At 73.1% G+C, this 21,450-nt stretch carries 20 protein-coding genes, 1 pseudogene and 1 riboswitch; of the genes and pseudogenes, 11 read left to right on the top strand and 10 right to left on the bottom strand.

The features are described from left to right. Nucleotides 1-39: 39 nt before the first annotated feature. Together BJY14_RS22910 and BJY14_RS22905 are read right to left on the bottom strand one after the other, a co-directional pair. Nucleotides 40-807, bottom strand: a complete 768-nt coding sequence (locus tag BJY14_RS22910; RefSeq protein ID WP_179845505.1) for a crotonase/enoyl-CoA hydratase family protein — start codon at nt 805-807, stop codon at nt 40-42. A 10-nt stretch (nt 808-817) separates the two neighbouring features. Further along, nucleotides 818-2,578: an acyl-CoA dehydrogenase family protein gene (locus BJY14_RS22905; RefSeq protein ID WP_179845504.1), complete on the bottom strand. Its 1,761-nt coding sequence runs from the start codon at nt 2,576-2,578 to the stop codon at nt 818-820. A gap of 91 nt (nt 2,579-2,669) precedes the next feature. Here BJY14_RS22905 and BJY14_RS22900 point away from each other — a divergent pair, with 91 nt between their 5' ends. Then, on the top strand, nt 2,670-3,401 hold the full coding sequence (locus BJY14_RS22900; protein WP_179845503.1) for a PaaX family transcriptional regulator C-terminal domain-containing protein: 732 nt from the start codon (nt 2,670-2,672) through the stop codon (nt 3,399-3,401). Between the two features lie 210 nt (nt 3,402-3,611). Here the strand turns inward: BJY14_RS22900 and BJY14_RS22895 are convergent, their stop codons facing one another. The 6 genes from BJY14_RS22895 to BJY14_RS22870 all read right to left on the bottom strand — a co-directional run bounded on the left by BJY14_RS22895 (nt 3,612) and on the right by BJY14_RS22870 (nt 9,619). After that, nucleotides 3,612-4,736: a zinc-dependent alcohol dehydrogenase family protein gene (locus BJY14_RS22895; RefSeq protein WP_179845502.1), complete on the bottom strand. Its 1,125-nt coding sequence runs from the start codon at nt 4,734-4,736 to the stop codon at nt 3,612-3,614. Beyond that, a complete protein-coding gene (locus BJY14_RS22890; RefSeq protein WP_179845501.1) occupies nt 4,733-5,149 on the bottom strand; it encodes an acyl-CoA thioesterase in 417 nt (138 codons plus the stop codon). Before BJY14_RS22890 ends, BJY14_RS22895 begins: the two co-directional genes overlap by 4 nt. Before the next feature lie 222 nt (nt 5,150-5,371). Then, nucleotides 5,372-5,998, bottom strand: coding sequence for a superoxide dismutase (locus BJY14_RS22885; RefSeq protein ID WP_179845500.1), 627 nt, complete (start codon nt 5,996-5,998; stop codon nt 5,372-5,374). A gap of 96 nt (nt 5,999-6,094) precedes the next feature. Then, nucleotides 6,095-6,253 carry a hypothetical protein gene (locus tag BJY14_RS22880; protein ID WP_179845499.1) on the bottom strand — a complete coding sequence of 53 codons (159 nt, stop codon included), beginning with the start codon at nt 6,251-6,253 and terminating at the stop codon, nt 6,095-6,097. 55 nt (nt 6,254-6,308) lie between these two features. Next, entirely contained in the window at nt 6,309-7,304 is a 996-nt protein-coding gene (locus BJY14_RS22875) for a ribonucleotide-diphosphate reductase subunit beta (RefSeq protein ID WP_179845498.1), read from the bottom strand. A gap of 41 nt (nt 7,305-7,345) precedes the next feature. Beyond that, nucleotides 7,346-9,619, bottom strand: a complete 2,274-nt coding sequence (locus BJY14_RS22870; RefSeq protein WP_179845497.1) for a ribonucleoside-diphosphate reductase subunit alpha — start codon at nt 9,617-9,619, stop codon at nt 7,346-7,348. A gap of 131 nt (nt 9,620-9,750) precedes the next feature. Continuing rightward, nucleotides 9,751-9,967, bottom strand: a riboswitch (cobalamin riboswitch). Between the two features lie 106 nt (nt 9,968-10,073). Here BJY14_RS22870 and BJY14_RS22865 point away from each other — a divergent pair. From BJY14_RS22865 to BJY14_RS22840, 6 genes are all read left to right on the top strand, one after another. Continuing rightward, nucleotides 10,074-10,706 (top strand): MFS transporter, encoded by a 633-nt coding sequence (locus BJY14_RS22865; RefSeq protein WP_218905557.1) that lies wholly within the window; start codon nt 10,074-10,076, stop codon nt 10,704-10,706. Between the two features lie 76 nt (nt 10,707-10,782). Then, nucleotides 10,783-11,493, top strand: coding sequence for a YcnI family copper-binding membrane protein (locus BJY14_RS22860; RefSeq protein WP_179845496.1), 711 nt, complete (start codon nt 10,783-10,785; stop codon nt 11,491-11,493). Next, nucleotides 11,490-12,023, top strand: coding sequence for a copper resistance CopC family protein (locus BJY14_RS22855; protein WP_246396048.1), 534 nt, complete (start codon nt 11,490-11,492; stop codon nt 12,021-12,023). The genes BJY14_RS22860 and BJY14_RS22855 overlap by 4 nt, the downstream gene beginning before the upstream one ends. Nucleotides 12,024-12,093: 70 nt before the next feature. Next, a complete protein-coding gene (locus tag BJY14_RS22850) occupies nt 12,094-12,882 on the top strand; it encodes a group II truncated hemoglobin (RefSeq protein ID WP_179845495.1) in 789 nt (262 codons plus the stop codon). A gap of 193 nt (nt 12,883-13,075) precedes the next feature. Beyond that, entirely contained in the window at nt 13,076-13,759 is a 684-nt protein-coding gene (locus BJY14_RS22845; RefSeq protein ID WP_179845494.1) for a GNAT family N-acetyltransferase, read from the top strand. 179 nt (nt 13,760-13,938) lie between these two features. Next, nucleotides 13,939-14,475, top strand: coding sequence for a GNAT family N-acetyltransferase (locus BJY14_RS22840; protein WP_312879361.1), 537 nt, complete (start codon nt 13,939-13,941; stop codon nt 14,473-14,475). Nucleotides 14,476-14,539: 64 nt separating this feature from the next. Here the strand turns inward: BJY14_RS22840 and BJY14_RS22835 are convergent, their stop codons facing one another. Next, nucleotides 14,540-15,010, bottom strand: coding sequence for a carboxymuconolactone decarboxylase family protein (locus BJY14_RS22835; RefSeq protein ID WP_179845492.1), 471 nt, complete (start codon nt 15,008-15,010; stop codon nt 14,540-14,542). A 136-nt stretch (nt 15,011-15,146) separates the two neighbouring features. Between BJY14_RS22835 and BJY14_RS22830 the strand changes: the two genes are divergently transcribed. The 4 genes and pseudogenes from BJY14_RS22830 (at nt 15,147) to BJY14_RS22815 (ending at nt 20,055) form a co-directional block, all read left to right on the top strand. Continuing rightward, nucleotides 15,147-15,761, top strand: a complete 615-nt coding sequence (locus BJY14_RS22830) for a TetR/AcrR family transcriptional regulator (RefSeq protein ID WP_179845491.1) — start codon at nt 15,147-15,149, stop codon at nt 15,759-15,761. Nucleotides 15,762-15,858: 97 nt separating this feature from the next. Further along, nucleotides 15,859-17,541 (top strand): AMP-binding protein, encoded by a 1,683-nt coding sequence (locus tag BJY14_RS22825; protein WP_179845490.1) that lies wholly within the window; start codon nt 15,859-15,861, stop codon nt 17,539-17,541. Continuing rightward, a pseudogene (locus BJY14_RS22820) lies at nt 17,538-19,179 on the top strand (AMP-binding protein). The gene BJY14_RS22825 and the pseudogene BJY14_RS22820 overlap by 4 nt, the downstream one beginning before the upstream one ends. A gap of 54 nt (nt 19,180-19,233) precedes the next feature. Then, nucleotides 19,234-20,055, top strand: coding sequence for a helix-turn-helix transcriptional regulator (locus BJY14_RS22815; protein WP_179845489.1), 822 nt, complete (start codon nt 19,234-19,236; stop codon nt 20,053-20,055). Here the strand turns inward: BJY14_RS22815 and BJY14_RS22810 are convergent. Next, the gene (locus tag BJY14_RS22810; RefSeq protein ID WP_218905556.1) at nt 20,001-21,440 is read right to left on the bottom strand and encodes an MFS transporter; all 1,440 of its coding nucleotides are present in this window, start codon (nt 21,438-21,440) and stop codon (nt 20,001-20,003) included. The genes BJY14_RS22815 and BJY14_RS22810 overlap by 55 nt on opposite strands. Nucleotides 21,441-21,450 lie beyond the last annotated feature (10 nt).

Raw genomic sequence — 21,450 nt, 5'->3', positions numbered from 1 at the left:
TACATTCGGTCAACGACCCACGGGGTGATGTCGGCGGGCTCAGATGTCGGTGAAGTCGCCGTGCCGCCCGCGACCGCCCGCGAACCGTCCGGCGCCCTTGATCGCGTCTTCCAGGGAACCGAGGCCGCGGCGGTACTCGGCGGCGATCGCCTCGTCCTCGGCGAGCCCCTCCGCCTCCAGCACCGACAGCCGGTCGTTCCGCAGGCAGGCCTGCGGGAAGCGGGCCAGCCCGGCCGCCAGCCCCTCGGCCTCCTCCCGCGCCTTCCCCAGCGGGACGAGCCGGTTGGCGAGGCCGATCTCGAACGCCTCCCGCCCGTCCACGGGCCGCCCGGTGAGGATCAGGTCCATGGCGCGGCTCGCGCCGATGAGCCGCGGGAGCCGGACCGTCCCGCCGTCGACCAGCGGGACGCCCCAGCGCCGGCAGTAGACCCCGAAGGTGGCCGTCTCCTCCGCGACACGCAGATCGCACCACAGCGCCAGCTCCAGGCCCCCGGCGACGGCGTGGCCCGCGACCGCCGCGATCACCGGCTTCGACAGCCGCATCCGCGTGCAGCCGAGCGGCCCGTCGGCCGGAGGCGGGTCGAGGCGCGGACCCCGGTCGGTGCCGACCGAGGACAGGTCGGCGCCGGAGCAGAACGTCCCGCCCTCGCCCCACAGGACGGCGACGCTCGCGCCGTCGTCCGCGTCGAACTCGCGGAACGCGGCGGCCAGCTCGCGCGCCGTCGGCCCGTCCACGGCGTTGCGCGTCGCCGGGCGGGACATCACCACCGTGGTCACCGGGCCGTCCCGCTCGATCCGTACCGCCACGCGCAGCCTCCTAGTCGCCGGTGAACGCGCCGTCCGCCAGATCCTCGAAGCGTTCGAGGTCGTCCGCCGGGTCGTCGATGCCCCGCAGCGGACCGGGGTCGGCGAGGTGGCTCCGAGCGTAGAGGCGCGCGACGAGCGCCTTGCGGTCCTCGCCGGAATCGGCGCGCTCCCACCCCGCCTGCTCCAGCAGCAGCGCCGCCGCGTAGACGTCTGCCATGTACTGGGCGAGCGGGTAGAGGCGCGCTTCGGCCACGGTCCTGTCGAGCCCGCGCCACTTCTGTATGGCCTCGCGGAGATGCCCGATGCTCTGCCCGACCAGCGCGGCCGTCTCGTCGTCCCCGCCGGGCGACCGCTCGACGGCCTGGGAGAGCCGTTCGAGGAACGGCTCGTGCGCGTCCTGCCGCTCGATGGCGCGGCGGACGTCCAGGCACAGGATGTTGTCGCCGCCCTCCCAGATGGGGTTGACCTGCGCGTCCCGGAGGATCCGCGCGACCGGCCACTGCTCGATGTAGCCGTTCCCGCCGTGGATCTCGATGGCGTCGCTCGCAGCCGTCACGCCCAGCCTGGCGGCCCGCAGCTTGATGAGCGCGGCCCCCAGGCGCAGCCGGGGACGTCCCAGGTACCCGTCGAAGACGAGCGCCTGCACGGCCTCGGTCTCCACGATCAGCTCGGCGAGCTTGCGGCGCATGAGCGGCTGCGCGCCGAGCGGCGCGCCGAACGCCTCACGCGCCCGCGCGTAGCAGAGCGACTCGACGAGGGCCCGCCGCGCGCAGCCGAGGCCCATCATGGAGATGCCGAGCCGGGCGCCGTTGGTCAGCTCCATCATGCGGGCCAGGCCCCTGCCGTCCCCGCCCTCTCCCGCGCTCGACGCCGGGGCCAGCAGGAACGCCTCCGCGTCGGTGAACTCGATCTCGGCCGACGCCACCGACCGCGTGCCGAGCTTGTCCTTGAGCCGCCGGATCCGGACGCCGTTGCGCGACCCGTCCCGCCGCTCCCGCAGGACGAGGAACGGCGCGATGCCCCGCACGCCGTCGACGGCCCCCTCCGGCTTGGCGAGCACCACGAACGCCGAGCCGCCCGCGTTGGACGCGAACCACTTGAAGCCGTTGAGGCGCCAGGCGTCCCCCTCCCTGGACGCGGTCGACTCCAGCGCGCCGAGGTCCGAGCCGCCCGACCGCTCGGTGAGCATCTGCGCGGCCTCGCCGGACATCTCCCCGGCCGCGAACAGCTCCCGCACCCGCGCCTTGACGTCGTCCGGAGCGAACAGCTCCGCCAGCCCCACGACCATGTCGCCGCCGGTGCCGAGCGCGCACGCCATGCCGATGTCGGCCTGGTCGAGGAGGTAGCTCCACGCGACGCCCATCGGCGCGGGGTCGACGCCGCCGCGCTTGGCCTCGGCCACGAAGTCGGGCCGCGTGAACGACGTCGCCACGATGTCCCGCCGCGCCGCCTCGAACGAGGGCGGCATGACGACCTCGCTGATGTCGCGTCCCCACCGGTCGTACTTCTCCAGGCGCGGCGGATTGCGGTCCGTCTCCTCGGCCCGCTCGGCGATCGGCCCGCCCATCAGCGCACCCATCTCCCTGAGCCGGGGCTCGGCCCAGCCGAAACCCTCTCCCAGATGCCGCCGCATGAGGAACCGCAGAGTGGGGTCACAGTCGTACCAGTTGCGGCCGACCGCGCCCCGGTACCGCTCGGTGGCGTAGCGGCGGGCCTTCTCCGCGCCCCCGAACGGCAACCGGTCGAACGACTCGATGAGGTAAGAGGCCATGACCCGACATTACACATACAGCTCACGCGACGAAAAGACTGTAATCTGAGGACGAGGCCACCCTCGGTCCCCGATAGGGTCACCACCAGCCATGGACAGCCTGGAGATTCGCCCGCTCACCGCTCGGTCCGTCGTCCTGAGCACGCTGCTGGGCGTCCACCCGCCCCGCCTCCCGGCCCGCTACCTCGTCCGCGTCGGCGACCTGTTCGGCATCGCGGAGGGGACGATCCGGGTGGCCCTCTCGCGCATGGTCGCCGCCGGCGACCTCGTCCAGTCCGGCGGGACGTACACCCTCACCGAGCGCCTCCTCGCCCGCCAGGCCCGCCAGGACGAGGCCCGCCTCCCCCCGACCCGCCCGTGGGACGGCGCCTGGGAGATCGCCGTCATCACCGCCGAGCGCCGTCCCGCCGCCGACCGCGCCGCGCTGCGCCAGGCCATGTCGACGCTGCGGCTCGCCGAACTGCGGGAGGGCACCTGGCTGCGCCCCGCGAACCTGACGCGCCCGCGGCCCGAGCCCGTCGTCCGGCAGTGCACCTTCCTGACGGGCCGCCCCGAGGAGGACCCCGCCGTCCTGGCCGCGTCCCTCTGGGACCTGGACGCCTGGACGGCCAAGGCCGACGCCCTGCGCACCGCCCTGGCCGGGGCGACCGCGATCGCCGAGCGCTTCACCTACGCGGCGGCCGTCCTGCGCCACCTCCTGAACGACCCGCTCCTCCCCCCGTCACTGCTGCCCGCCGGCTGGCCGGGCCCCGACCTGCGCGCGCGCTACGAAGCCTTCGAGGCCGACTTCGAGCAACTCCTCACCACCCACGTCCTCGCATAGGCCGTGTTTCACAGTCCCGGCCCACTTCGCTCGCCTGGCGGCTCGCTACGTGACCGGCACTGGGCGAACGCGGCATCGCTTCGCGATCTGCCCGGCTCCGCTCGCCTCCGGCTTCGCTCCACCGGCCAGGTCACGCGTTCGCGCGCGTGGCCGAGGCCACTTCGACACAGGCCCGAGGGGCCTCGCCGAACTAGCTGACATTTCGTCTGTTCAAGGAAATGTAATGAGCTGGCGGACGGCCTCGGCGGTGTGGAGGCGGTCGAAGCCCGCGTTGATCTCGTCGAGGGGGAGACGGCCGCTGAGGAGGGCGTCCACGGGGAGGGCGCCGTCGCGGTACAGGGCGATGAAGCGGGGGACGTCCCGCCGGGGGACGCAGGAGCCGAGGTAGCTGCCGCGCAGGGTCCGCTCCTCGGCGACGAGGCTGAGGGCGGGCAGGGTCAGCGGCGCGCCCGGGGCGGGGAGGCCGACGGTGACGGTCGTGCCGCCGGGGCGGGTCGCCGCGTAGGACTGTTCGAGGACGGCGACGACGCCCGTCGTGTCGACGACCTTCTCCGCGCCGCCGGACGTCAGGTCGCGGATCGCCTCGACGGCGTCCGGGCCGCCCGCGACGGGCCGGGCGCCGAGACGCTCGGCGAGGTCCAGCTTGGAGTCGACGACGTCCACGGCGAGGACGGTGGAGGCTCCGGCGGCCTTCGCGGCGAGGACGGCGGACAGGCCGACGCCGCCGAGGCCGAAGACGGCGACGGTGTCGCCCGGCACGACGGCGGCGCTGTAGAGGGCGGCGCCGGCGCCGGTGAGGACGGCGCAGCCGAACAGCGCGGCGACGTCGAAGGGCAGGTCGCGGTCGATCTTCACGGCGGACCGGGACGAGACGACGGTGTACTCGGAGAACGCCGAGACGCCGAGGTGGTGGTGCGGGCGCGTGCCGTCGGAGGCGCGGAACCGCCGGCCGCCGCCGAGCAGGGTCCCGGCGCCGTTGGCCTGTGCGCCCGGCCCGCAGAGGGCGGGGCGTCCGGCGACGCAGCGCTCGCAGTGGCCGCAGGCCGGGACGAACGCGAGCACGACGTGGTCGCCGGGCGCGAACTCGGTGCCCGGCCCGGTCTCCACGACCTCGCCCGCGGCCTCGTGCCCGAGGGCCATCGGCAGGGGGCGCGGCCGGGACCCGTTGATGACCGACAGGTCGGAGTGGCAGAGGCCGGCGGCGCCGATCCGGACCAGGAGCTCGCCGTGGCCGGGCGGGTCGAGGCGCAGCTCGGCGATCTCCAGGGGGCGGGACGCGGCGTACGGGGCGGGGCGTCCCGACTCGACGAGGACGGCGGCGCGGGTGGCGGTCATGCGGCCAGCAGCTTCTGCATCTCGGTGCGGACCCTTCCGGTGATCTCGACCGGGCGGCGGGTGCCCCGGTCCACGAAGACGTGCACGAAGTGGCCCTCGGCGACGAGGGCTCCGTCCGACCCGCGCAGCATGCCGATCTCCCAGCGGACGCTGGAGCGGCCGAGCTTGCCGACGCGGAGCCCGACGCGGATCGTGTCGGGGAACGCCACCTCGGCCTTGTACTCGCAGTGGGACTCGACGCAGAGCGCGATCGAGCCGGAGACGGCGGGGTCGAAGCCCGCCGTCCGGATCATCCACTCGTTGATGACGGTGTCCATCAGCGAGTAGTGGACGACGTTGTTGACATGCCCGTAGACGTCGTTGTCCTTCCACCGCGTTGGGACGTTCTCCCAGTACAGGTACTCGCCGGTCATAAGGAGCAGACTAGGGGCGCGGCCGCGGCGGCGGCGCACCGCCCGGGCGGAAGGGTGACCGCGCAAAGTGCCGCCCGGGCGCGGGAGGGCGCCCGCACAACCATCGGTGCCCGCGTCCGGAAAGGCGGAAGCGGCGTTCACCAGGCCGCGAGGAAAGGTTCTGAGCACGATCCCGGCCAGGTGAACGCCGCCCCCTCAGCGGCGCCGCGCGGACGCCGCCGTCTATCGGGAGGACGCCGCGCCGTCGCGGCGGGAGCGGGCCGCGTCGAAGCGGGCCTTCACGTCCGTCCAGTTCACGAGCGACCAGAGCTTCTCCACGTAGTCCGGGCGGACGTTGCGGTACTGGAGGTAGTAGGCGTGCTCCCAGGCGTCGAACACCAGCAGCGGCGTCGTGCTCATGCCGACGTTGCCGTGGTGGTCGTAGACCTGCTCGACGACGAGGCGCCCGCCGAGGGGCTCCCACGCGAGGACGCCCCAGCCGGAGCCCTGCACGGTCGAGGTCGCGGCCGTGAGCTGCTTCTGGAACGCCTCGAACGCGCCGAAGTGCTCGTCGATGGCCGCAGCCAGCTCCCCGTCCGGGCGGTCGCCGCCGTCCGGCGACAGGTTGTCCCAGAAGATCGAGTGCAGGACGTGGCCGGAGAGGTTGAACGCGAACGTCTTCTCCAGGCCGACCAGCCCGCCGTACTGCTCCTTGTCGCGCGCCTCGGCGAGCCTCTCCAGCGTGTCGTTGGCGCCCTTGACGTAGGCGGCGTGGTGCCTGGAGTGGTGCAGCTCCAGGATCTCGCCGGTGATCGCCGGCTCCAGGGCGGCGTAGTCGTAGGGCAGGTCGGGAAGCGTGTAGTCGGCCATGAGGCCACTATTGCAAACGAGTTGCAGTTACGTCCAATGCGCAACACGGAACGGACCCGTCCCCGGGGGCGGGGACGGGTCCGGTCTCGGTGGGGGTCAGTAGCGGCGGCGTCCGCCGCCGCGCCCGCGCGACAGCAGTCCTCGGACCTTCGCCTGGGTGCGCGGGTCCCGGGCGAGCCGCTCCGCCCGGGCACGCGCTCTGCGGCCCTGCGGGCTCCGGGCGAACCGCATGATGCGGTCGATGACGGAAGGCATGTTCTTCCTCCTCGGCCTTGTCTTCACGGTTCAACGACTGCCCGTTCTGAAAGGTTCAGAACGCCTCGTCGAGCGCGACCGTCCCCTCCACGCCGATCTGGTAGGCCGAAACGCGCCGCTCGAAGAAGTTGGACAGCTCCTGGACGTCCTGCAACTCCATGAACGCGAACGGGTTCGCGGTGCCGTAGCGGGCGGGCAGGCCGAGCCGGACGAGCCGCTGGTCCGCGACGTATTCGAGGTAGGCGCGCATGTCGTCCGCGCTCATGCCGGGCAGGCCGTCCCCGCACAGGTCGCGGGCGAACGCCAGCTCCGCCTCGACGGCCTCCTCGATCATCGCGCCGACCTGGTCCGTCAGCTCCACGTCGAACAGGCCCGGTTCCTCCGCCCGGACCGTGTCGACCACGGAGAACGCGAACTCCATGTGCATTGACTCGTCCCGGAAGACCCAGTTCGTCCCGGACGCGAGACCGTTCAGCAGGCCCCGCGACCGGAGCCAGTACACGTAGGCGAACGCGCCGTAGAAGAACAGCCCCTCGATGCAGGCCGCGAAGCAGATGAGGTTCAGCAGGAACGCCCTGCGGTCGGCGGCCGTCCGGAGCTCGTCCAGGGACCCGAGCGAGTCGATCCAGCGGAAGCAGAACTCCGCCTTGGCCCGGATGGACGGGATGTGCTCGATCGCCGCGAACGCCTTGACGCGCTCGTCCTGATCGGGCAGATAGGTGTCCAGGAGGGTCAGGTAGAACTGTACGTGCACGGCCTCCTCATATAGCTGCCGCGACAGGTAGAGCCGGGCCTCCGGCGCGTTCACGTGCTTGTAGAGGTTGAGCACGAGGTTGTTCGCCACGATCGAGTCGCCGGTGGCGAAGAACGCCACGAGCCGGTTGACGAGGTGCAGCTCGGCGGGCGTGAGCCGCGCGAGGTCCGCCATGTCGGAGGCGAGGTCGACCTCCTCGACCGTCCAGGTGTTGCGGATCGCGGCCCGGTACCGCTCGTAGAAGTCCGGATAGCGCATGGGCCGCAGCGTCAGGTCCATGCCGGGGTCGAGGAGCATGCCCCGTCCTTCCTCTCGCCTCTGCCCTTCCGCCCGCACGGTCACTGGCACGCCTCGCAGGTCTCGGGGTTCTCCAGGGAGCAGACGGCCGCGGCGACCGTCGTCTGCGCGATCCGCGTCGCGGGACGGGACCGCAGGTAGTACGTCGTCTTGAGCCCGGCCCGCCACGCGTAGGCGTACATCGAGGAGAGCTTGCCGATCGTGGGCGTCTCCATGAACAGGTTCAGCGACTGCGACTGGTCGATGTACGGGGTGCGGGCGGCGGCGAGGTCGATGAGCGCCTTCTGCGGCAGCTCCCAGGCCGTCCGGTAGAGCGACAGCATCTCCTCCGGCAGGTCGATGAGCCCCTGGACGGACCCGTTCGCCTTCTTGACCGCCTCGCGGACGGCCGGCGTCCACAGCCCGAGCGACTTCAGGTCCTCCACCAGGTAGCGGTTGATCTGGAGGAACTCGCCGGACAGCGTCTCGCGCTTGAACAGGTTGGACACCTGCGGCTCGATGCACTCGTAGCAGCCCGCGATGGAGGCGATCGTCGCGGTCGGCGCGATCGCGACGAGCAGCGAGTTGCGCAGGCCCACCTCCGCGACGCGGGCACGGAGCGCGTCCCAGTCGGCGGGACGGGACGGCGACGCGTCCGGGAAGTGGTCCAGGTGGAGCCGGCCGCGCGCGGTGCGCGTCGCGGCGTAGGCGGGCAGCGGCCCGTGCACGGCGGCGAGGTCGGCCGACGCGTTGTAGGCGGCCAGCGCGATCTCCTCGGCGACGCGCGTCGACAGCTCGCGCGCCTCGTCGGAGTCGAACGGCAGGCGCAGCGTGAAGAACACGTCCGCGAGGCCCATCACGCCCAGCCCGACCGGCCGCCACTTGCGGTTGGCCGTCTCCGCCTCGGGCGTCGGGTAGAAGCCCCGGTCGATGGTGCGGTCCAGGAACCGGACGGCGGTGCGGACCGTCGACCGGAGCCGCTCCCAGTCGACGCCGGACGGCCCCACGTGCGCGGCCAGGTTCACCGATCCGAGGTTGCAGACGGCGGCCTCGCCGTCGCCCGTCACCTCCAGGATCTCCGTGCAGAGGTTCGACAGGTGGACGACCCTGCCCCGCTCGGCGGTCTGGTTGCAGGCGCGGTTGGCGGCGTCCTTGAACGTCATCCAGCCGTTGCCCGTCTCGGCGAGCGTCCGCATCATGCGCCCGTACAGCTTGCGGGCCGGGACCTGCCGGACGAACCGTCCCTCCCGCTCCGCCGCCCGGTAGGCCTCGTCGAACTCGTCGCCCCACAGGTCGACCAGCTCGGGGACCTCCTTGGGGTCGAACAGGGACCACTGCGCGTCGGCCTCGACGCGGCGCATGAACTCGTCCGGGATCCAGTTGGCCAGGTTGAGGTTGTGGGTGCGGCGCGCGTCCTCGCCGGTGTTGTCGCGCAGCTCCAGGAACTCCTCGACGTCGGCGTGCCACGGCTCCAGGTAGACGCACGCCGCGCCCTTGCGGCGGCCGCCCTGGTTGACGGCGGCGACGGACGAGTCGAGCGTGCGCAGCCACGGGACGATCCCGTTGGAGTGCCCGTTCGTGCCCCGGATCAGCGAGCCCCGCGACCGCACCCGCGTCCAGGAGACGCCGATGCCGCCCGCGTACTTGCTGAGCCGCGCGACCTGGCCGTACCGGTCGTAGATGGACTCCAGCTCGTCGCGCGGCGAGTCGAGCAGGAAGCACGACGAGAGCTGCGGGCGGCGGGCCCCGGAGTTGAACAGGGTGGGCGAGCTGGGCAGGTACGAAAGCGTGCTGAGCAGCGCGTAAAGCTCGGCGGCCTCTTCGACGTTCTCGGCGAGCCCGCAGGACACCCGCAGAAAGAAGTACTGGGGCCGTTCCAGGACGAGCCGCGACCGCGGATGCCTGAGCAGGTACCGGTCGTAGACCGTCCGGAGCCCGAAGTATTCGAAACGGTCATCGGCGCCGTTATAGACGAGGGCGTCGAGGGCCCCGGCGTTGGCGGCGACGAAGGCGGCCAGGTCGTCCGCCAGGAGGCCCTCGCGGTGCGCGGCGGCGACGGACTCGGCGAACGTCCGGACGCCGGCGGCGGCGGCCTCGTCGCGGATCCGGCCGCCGAGCAGCCGCGCGGCCACCCTGGAGTAGCCCGGCTCGGCGGGGATGAGCGCGGCGGCCTCCCCGATCGCGAGGTCCCGCAGGGCCGCCGCGTCCAGGCCGTCCCCGGACCGGACGGCGGCCAGCACACGCCCGGCCTCGGCCCCGGGCACCCCCTCGCAGGCCGCCTCGACCTCGGCGGCGATCCCCGCCGTCGGCGCGGCCAGAACCTCTGTCACGTGCATCTCCCCTCGCATGCCGCCCCGCGGAGGCATGCGAACGGCGCGCGGCGGCGGCCGCGCTCCGTCCCCGGCCCACCCGCGAGGCCTGGACGTGTCGATCCGGGACGGGACCCGGACCCCCGATGGGGCCGGTCTCCCGGCCCCGCGCACTGGCAGGTCTTCGGACTCGCGGGCGCCGCCTCTGCCGAGGCGTCCTACTGGCCGTCGCTTCCCAGGCCGCCGGGCCCAGTGCTCGATGACGGCGGTCGTTCCCGCTCACCGCTGCGGGGCAGTCCCGGATTCCCACCGGGTTCCCTCTCACGCCGCCCCCGCCGCGAGCGGCGGGGGCGGACCAGCACGGGACTGAACCCTACATCTAGTCGACGATCAACGCACAACCCCAAGATGTTGGGCGCGTCGGCGGATGTTCGGGGGCGGCTGGGCAGCGCGCGCGGGGGATGGGACGATGGGGGCCGTCATGAGCCCCCATGCGCCGCAGCCGCTGTTCCGGCCCGCACGCGCGGTGGTGTTCGCCACCGTGTGCGCGACGCTGGCGACCCTCGGGCACGTCCTGGCGGGCGGCGCGGCGGTGCCGGCCTGGGCGGCGCTCGCGGGCTTCGGCGCCGTCCTCGGCGTGACGCTGGTGCTGGCGGGCCACGAGCGCTCGCTCGCGACGATCCTGGGCGGGCTCCTCGGCGGGCAGTTCGCCCTGCACACGCTGTTCACGGCGGCCTGCGCGCCGTCCCACCACGCGCCCGAGGCGCACGCCGCCATGACGGGCGCCATGGAACCCGCCGCCGTCCCCGCCGCCCACGGCGGGAACGGCCTGGTGATGACGCTCGCGCACTGCACGGCCGCGCTGGTGGCCGCGTGGTGGCTGCGGCGCGGCGAGCGGGCCGCGTGGTCGCTCGCCCGGCGGGTCGCCGCCCTGGCGGACCGCCCGATCCGGCTGCTGCTGGCCCTGCTCGCCGTGGAACCGGCCGAGCCTCCGGCCCGCCCCCTCCGGCCGGCGCCCGCTGCGGCAGCCGTCACGGCCACCGGACGTGTCCTGCGGCACCAGGTCGTCCGGCGGGGTCCCCCTCCGCGTTCGAGGGCGCTCGCTCACTCCTGAGCCTGAGCGCCGTACGTCACCGGACGCCGGCTCGCGGCGCCCGGCCATTCCCGTACGTCTCGAACGGAGTTCCGCAATGCCCTTCCTCCCCCATGCCCGGCGCGCCGGCGCCGTCGCGTCCCTGGCCGCCCTGTCCGTGATCGGCCTCGCCGCGGCGGCGTCCGCGCACGTCAGCGTCAATCCCAAGACGGCCGAGCAGGGCTCCTACTCCAAGGTCTCGTTCCGCGTGCCCAACGAGCGCGACGACGCCTCCACCACCAAGCTCGTGGTGAACCTGCCGACCGACCACCCGCTGTCGTCGGTGTCGGTCCGGCCGCTGCCCGGCTGGACGGTCAAGGTCGAGAAGTCCAGGCTTCCGCGGCCGGTGAAGACCGAGGGCGGCGAGCTGACCGAGGCCGTCACGAAGATCACCTGGAGCGGCGGCAAGATCGAGCCGGGCCGGTTCGAGGAGTTCGACGTCTCGATGGGGCCGCTGCCCACCGACACCGACCGGCTCGTGTTCAAGGCCGACCAGACCTACTCCGGCGGCGAGGTCGTCAAGTGGGAGGAGCCCCCCGCCGAGGGGGCGAACGAGCCGGAGCACCCCTCGCCCGTGCTGAAGCTCCTCCCCAAGGGCTCGGCGGCCACGACCGGGCTGACCGCGCAGGTGAAGCCCGCCGCCGCGGCGTCGTCCGCGTCGTCCGGCGACGGGACGGCCCGGCTGCTCGCCGGCATCGGCATCGCCGCCGGCGTGGCCGGCGTCGCGGTCGGCGCCTACGGCGTGACCCGGGCGAGGAGCCGGGCATGAGCCGGGCGACGCTGCGCGGGGCCGCCGGCATCGCGGCGCTCGCGGCCGTCCTGGCGACGACGGCGGTGCCCGCGTCGGCGCACACCGCGCTGACGTCGGCGAGCCCTGAGAAGGACTCGACGGTCGCGGCCCCGTCCCAGATCGTCCTGACGTACGGCGACCCCGTCCGGCTGCCGCGCGTGGTCGTGACCGACGGGTCGCGACGGCAGTACCAGGCCGGGTCCGCGCGGGCGGTCGACAACAAGGTCACCCAGGCGGTGAACGGCACGCTGCCCAACGGCACGTACACCGTGGGCTGGCGTGTCGTCGCGTCGGACGGCCACCCGGTCGAGGGCACTTACACGTTCACCGTGCAGGGCTCGTCCGGTGCCGTCCCTCCCGTCGCCCCGTCGCCGGTCCGGAAGACCATCGTCGGGACCGAGGATCAGGGGAACTCGTCGGGCTGGCTCTGGATCGGCCTGATCGCCCTGGTCGTCGCGGCCGGGGCGGGCGCCGTCGCCTGGTTCCGCCGCTCGTCCGCCCAGGATTGATCGTTTCGCTTCCGGTCGGATGATTACAGGATTACAGTGATAATCCGACCGGAAGCAGCCTGGGGGCGCCATGATCGTCGAGTACGTCCGCTACCGCATCGACCCGCAGGACGCGGAGGACTTCGAGGCCGCCTACGCGCGGGCCTCCGTCCCCCTCGCCGCCGCCCCCGAATGCGTCGACTACGAGCTGTCCAGGTGCGTCGACGAGCCGTCGTCGTACATCCTGCGCATCTGCTGGACGTCGACCGACGACCACATGCGGGGCTTCCGCGGCGGCGAGCACTTCCCCGCGTTCCTCGCCGAGATCAAGCCGTACGTCCAGCGGATCGAGGAGATGCGGCACTACGAGCGGACGGCGGTGCGCGGCGCCGGCTCGTCCGTCCCGACCATGTACGACTGGGCGGGCGGGAGCGAGGCGCTGGAGCGGCTCACCGAGCACTTCTACACGAACGTCCTCAAGGACGACCTGCTGCGTCCCCTCTTCGAGCACATGGCCCCGGACCACCCGAAGTGGGTCGCGGCGTGGCTCGGCGAGGTCTTCCGCGGACCCGAGCGCTACAGCCGCGAGCGCGGCGGCTACGACCACATGGTGCGCCACCACCTCGGCAAGTCCATCACCGAGGCGCAGCGCCGCCGCTGGGTCTCGCTCCTCATGGACGCGGCGGACGAGGTCGGCCTCCCCGACGACCCGGAGTTCCGCGCCGCGTTCGCGTCCTACATCGAGTGGGGCACGCGCATCGCTCTCGCCAACTCCCAGCCGGGCGCGAAGCCGCCCCTCGAAGCCCCCATGCCCCACTGGGGCTGGGGCGTCGCCCCGCCCTACATCCCCGCAGTGTTTACGCAGTCCCGGCCCACGTAGCTCGCCTGGCGGCTCGCTACGTGACCTGGCCTGGGCGAACGCGGCATCGCTTCGCGATCTGCCCGGTTTCGCTCGCCTTCGGCTTCGCTGCACCGGGCAGGTCACGCGTTCGCGTGCGTGGCCGAGGCCACTTCGAGCCGGGCCCTGGCATCCGGGACGCTGATTCCGCTCACGGCCTGAGAGGGGCTGCACCTTGGCGGACCGCGACGACGTCGTGCTCGATGACCCTGTGGGCGAGTCGCTCCGCGGCCGTCACGCGCACCTCGCACGCCGGCTCGGCCGGGCCGCCACCTACCTGCCGGGGGTGTCGACCTTCTCCGCGCTGCCCGCCGACCCGGGCCCGGCGGAGTGGGCCGACCTCGCCCGGCTGCTCGGCCGCGGCGAACTCGCCGACATGTTCAGCAGCCCCGCGGCCCCGCCGCCGGACTGGGAGCCGGTCTTCGTCCTCGAAGGCCTCCAGATGGTCTGGCCCGGCGGCGGCGAGACCGGCACCGGCGTGGTGGAACTGGGGGCGGAGGACGTTCCCGAGATGCTCGACCTCGTCGCGCGGACGCGGCCGGGGCCGTTCTGGCCGCGCACCCGCGAACTCGGCGCCTACGTCGGCATCCGCGACAACGGCGCCCTGGTGGCGATGGCGGGCGAACGGCTCCGGCCCCCGGGATGGACGGAGATCAGCACCGTCTGCACCGCCCCCGAGGCGCGCGGGCGCGGCTACGCCGCCCGGCTGATCGGCGCGCTCGCGGCTCGCGTCACGTCCAGGAACGAACGCCCCTTCCTGCACGTGGCCGAAGCGAACACCCGGGCGATCGCGCTCTACGAACGGCTCGGCTTCAAGACCCGGAGGCACGTGACGTTCCGCGGCTTCCGGGTTCCTTGACGAGCTCCGGCACCAGCATGCTCGTGGGCACTGCGAGCCGTTCGTAGTAGGCTCTGCGGCGTTCCTGCGACAGGGGAGGTTGATGAATATGGCCCGCGCGGCGCTTCGTCAGCATGCCCTTGTCCGGGCCGCCCGCGATTGAGCGCGGCCCGGTCGTCCAGCACGACCAGGAGCCACACGTGACTTCTTCCGACCTGACCACTTCAGGCCTTCCCGACTCCGGCCCGGCCGACTCCGGCCCGGCCGGCGCGGAGCTCACCACGGACCGTCTCGTCCTTCGGCCGTGGACGCCCGGCGAGATCGCCGCCGTCCTGTCCGGCGACAGGCTCGCCGGCTGGGCCGACGACTTCCCCGCCGAAGGCGACCTCGCCATCGCCGGCTTCATCGCCGAGAACCCGTCCGCGCTCGGCGAGCACGGCCAGCGCCTGATCATCGAACGGTCCACCGGCCTGGTGGCCGGCGCCGTCGGCCTGTTCTGGCCGCCCGCCGACGGGGCCGTCGAGTTCGGCTACGGCGTCGTCCCGTCCCGCCGGGGCCGCGGGTACGCCACCGAGGCCGCCCGCGCCATCGTGGCGTTCGCCCTGGCCGCGCCCGGCGTGGACAGGGTCGTCGCGACCGTGGAGCTGTCCAACCCCGCGTCGGCCCGCGTCCTGGAGAACGCCGGCCTCCGCCGAGTCGGCACCGACGGGGAACTCGCCACCTACCGCACCGCCTGACGGCACGCCGAGCGTGTCGCCCTTCACCCCGGGTGGAGGGCGGCACGTCCGCGTTCCGGGACGGTCAGCCGAACTGGCCGGGCTGGTAGGCGCCACCGGGCTGCCGGGTGATGACGTTCATGCGGTTCCAGGCGTTGATGAGGGCGATCAGCGACACCAGCGCCGCGAGCTCCTCCTCGTCGTAGTGCTTGGCGGCGTTCTCCCAGGCCTCGTCGGAGACGCCGGTGCCGTCGGCGAGGCGGGTGCCCTGCTCGGCCAGCTCCAGGGCGGCGCGCTCGGCGTCGGTGAAGACGGTGGCCTCCCGCCAGGCCGCGACCAGGTTGAGGCGCACCGGCGTCTCGCCCTCGTGGGCGAGGTCCTTGCTGTGCATGTCGACGCAGAAGGCGCAACCGTTGATCTGGCTCGCCCGCAGCTCCACCAGGTGGACCGTCGCGGACGGCAGCGTCGAGTCCGTGACGACCTTGGCCGCCGACTGCAGGTACTTCATGAACCTGCCGGCCGCGGCGGTGCCGTAGTAGTTGAAACGGGCGTCCATGGCGATCTCCTTTGCCGTGTGGAGGGGTACACCCGGTTGACGCGGTAGCCGGGCGAGGTGTGACGGCTCCCCGAAAGTGACTCCGCTCACCTCGCCCCGGACGGGCGGCGGCCGCGCGGCTGGGAACATGGGGGCCATGGCGAGGGCGATCGAGGAGCCGCGGAACGCGAGGAGCCGGCGTTCCCGGACGGCGCTGCTGCGCGCCGCGCGCGAGCTCGTCGAGGAGCACGGGATGGCGGCGACGACGATGGCGGCCGTCGCCGAGCGCGCCGGAGTGTCCCGGCGGGCCGTCTACCTGCACTTCGCGTCGCGGGCCGACCTGATCAGCGAGCTGTTCGACCACGTCAACGAGGTCGAGGACCTGCGGGGCCGGTTCGCGCCCGTCGCCGAGGCGCCCGACGCGGTGACCGCGCTGGAGGTGTTCGCGCGCCGGCACGCCGAGTTCATGGCGCGCGTCCTCGCCGTCGCGCGGGCGGTGGAGCGGGAGGCGGGCAGCGACCCGGACGCGGCCCGGCACTGGGAGGCCGCCATGCGGTGGCGGTACGAGACGAACCGCGCGCTGATCCGGCGGCTGGACGAGGAGGGCGTGCTCGCCCCCGGCTGGACGGTCGACACCGCCACCGACATGCTCCTCGCGCTCATCGCCAACGAGGTGAGCGGAACGCTGCTCGACGACCGCGGCTGGACTCCCGGCCAAATCGGCGACCACATGGCGCTGTTGCTGCGCTCAACCTTCGTAACGGGCGGGTAAGACCACCCCACTACCCCCGTTCGGGGGTGGCGTGGGTCACCCGGATGGCCAACCATCCTTCTGACCGGGTGTCCGTGCGGCTACGAGGGAGAAGACCATGCCCGCAGTCGAGTTCCGCGCGGCGCGCGACTTCCTGCTCGCGCATCGCGACGACTACGCGACGGCGTACGAGAAGTTCCGCTGGCCGGTGCTGACCGGTTTCAACTGGGCGCTGGACTGGTTCGACAAGATCGCCGAAGGGAACGACTCGCCCGCGCTGTGGATCGTCGAGGAGGACGGCGCCGAGGCGAAGTACTCGTTCTCGCAGATGGCGCGGCGCTCGAACCAGGTCGCGAACCTGCTCCGCCGGGCGGGGGTGCGGCGCGGCGACCGGATCATCCTGATGCTCGGCAACCAGGTGGAGCTGTGGGAGACCGTGCTCGCGGCGATGAAGCTCGGCGCGATCATGATTCCGTGCACGCCGCTGCTCGGCACGGCCGACCTCCAGGACCGGCTGACGCGCGGGAAGGCCCGGCACGTGGTCACCGCCTCGTCCGAGACCGGGAAGTTCGACGGCGTCGAGGGCGAGTTCACGAGGATCGCCGTGGGCGAGCCGGTGGAGGGCTGGCTGCGGTACGCGGACGCCTACGAGGAGGGCGAGTCCTTCACCCCCTACGGCCTGACGATGTCGCGGGACACGCTGCTGCTGTACTTCACGTCCGGGACGACGGCCAAGCCGAAGCTGGTCGAGCACACCCACGCGTCCTACCCCGCCGGGCACCTGTCGACGATGTACTGGATCGGGCTGCGGCCGGGCGACGTCCACCTGAACATCTCGTCGCCGGGGTGGGCGAAGCACGCCTGGAGCAACATCTTCGCGCCGTGGGACGCCGAGGCGTGCGTGTTCATCTTCAACTACACCCGGTTCGACCCGGACCGGCTCCTCGACACCCTCGAACGCTGCGGCGTGACGAGCTTCTGCGCGCCGCCGACCGTGTGGCGGATGCTGATCCAGTCCGACCTCGGACGGCTCGGCAGGCCGCCGCGCGAGGTCGTCGCCGCCGGGGAGCCGCTGAACCCCGAGGTCATCGAGCGGGTGAAGCAGGCGTGGGACCGCACGATCCGGGACGGCTTCGGGCAGACCGAGACGACCGTCCAGATCGCCAACACGCCCGGCCAGCCGGTCAAGCCCGGGTCGATGGGGCGTCCCGTGCCCGGCTACGAGGTGGTGCTGATCGACCCGCTCACCGGGGAGCCCGGCGAGGAGGGCGAGATCTGCCTCGACCTGGAGGACCGCCCGCTCGGGCTGATGACCGGCTACCACGGCGACGAGGAGCGCACCGAGGAGGCGATGGCCGGCGGCTACTACCACACCGGTGACATCGGCTCCCGCGACGAGGACGGGTACATCACCTACGTCGGGCGCGCCGACGACGTGTTCAAGGCGTCCGACTACAAGATCTCGCCGTTCGAGCTGGAGAGCGTGCTGATCGAGCACGAGGCGGTGGCGGAGGCCGCGGTGGTGCCGTCGCCCGACCCGGTGCGGCTGGCCGTCCCGAAGGCCTACGTCACGCTCGCGAGCGGCTGGGCGCCGGACGCCGAGACCGCGAAGGCGATCTTCGCTCACTGCCGGGAGCAGCTGTCGCCCTACAAGCGGATCCGGCTGCTGGAGTTCGCCGAGCTGCCGAAGACGATCTCCGGGAAGATCCGCCGGGTCGAGCTGCGGGCCAGCGAGATCGACAAGCATCCCGGGCGGGACGACCGGCCCGCGGGCGAGTTCAGGGAGGAGGACCTGCGGTGAACCTCTCCTACGCGTCGGGCGTCTCGGCCACGCCGCTGCTCGGCGACACGATCGGCGCGAACCTCGACCGGACGGTCGCGGCGCACGCGGAGCGCGACGCGCTCGTCGAGCGGGCGTCCGGCCGCCGCTGGACCTACGAGCAGTTCTCCGACGACGTGGAGGCCGTCGCGCTCGGCCCTGCGCGACCTCGGCGTCGTCAAGGGCGACCGGGTGGGCATCTGGGCGCCGAACTGCGCCGAGTGGATGCTCGTGCAGTACGCGACGGCCAAGCTCGGGGCGATCCTCGTCAACATCAACCCCGCCTACCGGGTGCACGAGCTGGAGTTCGTCCTCAACCAGGCCGGGATCCGGACGCTGGTCGCGACCCCGGTGTTCAAGACGTCCGACTACGCGGCGATGATCGAGCAGGTCCGGCCGAAGTGCGCCGCCCTGCGCGACGTCGTGCTCATCGGCACGCCCGGGTGGGACGCGCTGCTGGAGGCCGGCCGCACGGGCGAACCGGGCGTCCTCGACGAGATCGGGCGGATGCTCACCGCCGACGACCCCATCAACATCCAGTACACGTCCGGGACGACGGGGTTCCCCAAGGGCGCGACGCTGTCGCACCACAACATCCTGAACAACGGCTACTTCGTCGGCGAGCTGTGCGGCTACGACGAGGAGGACCGCATCTGCGTGCCGGTGCCCTTCTACCACTGCTTCGGCATGGTCATGGGCAACCTCGCGGCGACGAGCCACGGCGCGTGCGTCGTGATCCCGGCGCCCGCGTTCGACCCTAAGGCGACGCTGGAGGCGGTCGCGGCCGAGCGCTGCACCTCGCTGTACGGGGTGCCGACGATGTTCATCGCCGTCCTGAACGAGCCGTCGCTCACCAGGCTCGACCTGTCCTGCCTGCGCACCGGGATCATGGCGGGTTCGCCGTGCCCGGTCGAGGTGATGAAGCAGGTCATCGAGCGGCTCGGGATGAGCGAGGTCGCGATCTGCTACGGCATGACCGAGACGTCGCCGGTGTCCACCCAGACCCGCGCGGGCGACTCGCTGGAGCGCCGCGTGTCCACGGTCGGGACCGTCCTGCCGCACCTGGAGATCAAGGTCGTCGACCCGGAGACGGGCGTGACCGTCCCGCGCGGCGTGCCCGGCGAGTTCTGCACGCGCGGCTACTCGGTGATGCTCGGCTACTGGGACGAGCCGGACAAGACGGCCGAGGCCGTCGACGCGGCCCGCTGGATGCACACCGGCGACCTCGCGGTGATGGACGGGGAGGGCTACGTCAACATCACCGGCCGGATCAAGGACATGGTGATCCGCGGCGGGGAGAACATCTACCCGCGCGAGATCGAGGAGTTCCTCTACACCCACCCCGACATCGTCGACGCGCAGGTCATCGGCGTCCCCGACGAGAAGTACGGCGAGGAGCTGATGGCCTGGGTGCGGCTGCGCGAGGGCGTACCGGGCCTGACCGCCGGGGAGCTGCGCGCGTTCTGCGAGGGCAGGCTCGCCCACTACAAGATCCCCCGCTACGTGCACGTGGTGGAGGAGTTCCCGATGACGGTCACCGGCAAGATCCGCAAGGTGCAGATGCGCGCCGAGGCCGTGGACATCCTCGGCCTGGAGGACACCACCGACCGGCGCGGCTAGGTTCGTCGGCCCCGCCACTTTCGGGGTGGGGGGCGCGCAGGGCATGCTCGGAGCATGGGCGATGACGTGGGGGCCGTCCGGTCGGCGGTGCTGACGCTGCAGCGCACGACCGGCCTGCCCATGGTGTTCGGGGGCGCCCTCAGCGGCCAGGACCGGCTGGTGATCACCGAGCTGGTCGGCAACACGACGGACTCGCTGACCGGGCTCGTGGTCCGGCAGGGCAACGGGCTCGGCGGCAAGGCGATGGCCATGGGACGTCCCGCGTGGGTCAGCAACTACCCGTGCTCGGCGTCGATCAGCCACGACTACGACAAGCCGGTCGGGCGCGAGGGGCTGCTGTCGATCGTCGCGGTCCCGATCGTCGTGCGCCGCCGCGTCCGCGGCGTCCTCTACGGCGCGCTGCGGGAACCTCTGTCGCTCGCTGACCGTGTCGTGGGCGCGGCCGTGGAGGCGGCCCGCGACCTCGAACAGGACCTCGCCGTCCAGGACCGCGCGGACGAGGCGCTGGCGCGGACGCCGCCCGGCACGTCGGCGGCGCGCTGGGAGGAGGTCAGGGCGGTGCACGCCGAGCTGCGCGCCCTGGCCGAGCGGGTCCGCGACCTGCCGACCCGCGACCGGCTCCGGGAGGCGTCGCTGCGCCTCGCGGCGGCCGGGCTGGACGAGCCGTCCGGGTCGCCCCGCCCCGTCCTGTCTCCCCGCGAGCTGGACGTCCTGTCCTACGTCGCGATCGGCTGCACCAACGCCGAGGCCGCCGAGCGGCTCGGGCTGCTGCCGGAGACGGTGAAGAGCTACCTGCGGTCGGCGATGCGCAAGCTCGACAGTCACACCCGGTTGGAGGCCGTGACCGCCGCCCGCCGCGCCGGGCTGCTCCCCTGATCCTCGCGCCGCGCCGCGCGGTGCCCCGCGAACGAGGCGGCGGCCGCGGCGAGCGCCGTCCCGCCGAAGCCGAGCATCACGGCGGTGAACGCCGTGCCGTGGCCGCCGGGGACGCCGAGGTACAGGGTGCCGAAGACGGCGACGCCCGCGACGCCCGCGAGCTGGAAGTTCATGTTGACCAGGCCGCTGAGGCCGGCCGCGTGCCGGTCCGGGACGTGTGCCGTCAGCCGCCCGAGCTGCGGCGCGAACCCGAGGCCGAGGCCGAGCCCCCCGAACCCGAGCAAGGCGGCGAGCGCCGCACCGTCGGCGCGGGTCAGCCCCGCCGTGGCGTACACCGAAGCGAGCAGCAGGTAGCCGGCGATGGGCGCGCGGGCGGGAAGGCGCGGAACGAGCGGCCCGGCGATCCCGAACGCGGCGACCCAGGGCACGAGGACCAGGCCGGAGAACAGGGCGCTGCGGCCCAGGCCGTCCTGGAGGTAGAGGGCGAGGACGAACATCATCGCGTAGAAGGTGCCGGTGGCCGCGCCGAGGGCGCCGAGCGTCCACGCCACGACCGGGCGGCCCAGCACGCCTAGGGCGAGCAGCGGGGACTCGACGCGCCGCTGTCGCCTGACGAACAGAGCGGCCACCGGTACGCACGCCGCGAGCGACGCCCACGTCCACGGCGGCCAGCCCGCCTCGCGCCCGAACAGCAGCGGAACGACCGCCAGCAGCGCCGCCGCCGACAGCAGCGCCGCCCCGCCGAGGTCGAGGCGCGCGCCGCGGCCGGGCGCGTCCGCCGGCAGCAGCCGGGCGCCGGCCGCGAGCAGCACGATCCCGGCCGGCACGTTGACCAGGAAGACCGGGCGCCAGCCGAGCCCGCCCACGTCGGCCGAGACCAGCACGCCGCCGAGCACCTGTCCGGCGACCGCGCCGCCGGACAGCGCCACCGCGAGCAGCCCCTGCGCCCGCGCCCGCGCCGGGCCGGTGAAATGGAGCTGGATCCCCGACAGGACCTGCGGCACCATCAGCGCCCCGGCCGCCCCCTGCGCCAGCCGCGCGGCGACGAGCGCGCCGGTGGAGGGGGCCAGCCCGCACGCGAGCGAGGCCGCCGTGAACGCGCCGAGCCCGAGCAGGAACATCCGCCGGTGGCCGCGGGCCTGCCCGAGCCGGGCGCCGGTCACCAGCAGGACGGCGTACGCCAGCGTGTACCCGGAGACGACCAGTTCGAGGGCGCCGCCGGACGGCCGCAGATCCTGCCTGACGGACGGGCCGGCGACGTTCACGACCGCGATGTCGACGTTGACCATGAACTGCCCGGCGAGCAGCACCGCGAGCATGAGGCCGGGCCGCCGGGGGCCGGGGGCGCGGGGTTCGCCCATCGCGGGCGCGGAGACGGAGGACATGGGGGACCAA

This window comes from Actinomadura luteofluorescens, from assembly GCF_013409365.1.
GTDB classification, from domain to species: Bacteria; Actinomycetota; Actinomycetes; order Streptosporangiales; family Streptosporangiaceae; genus Spirillospora; species Spirillospora luteofluorescens.
Note: the sequence above shows the minus strand (reverse complement) of the source record. Positions and strands in the feature narration are given on the sequence as shown.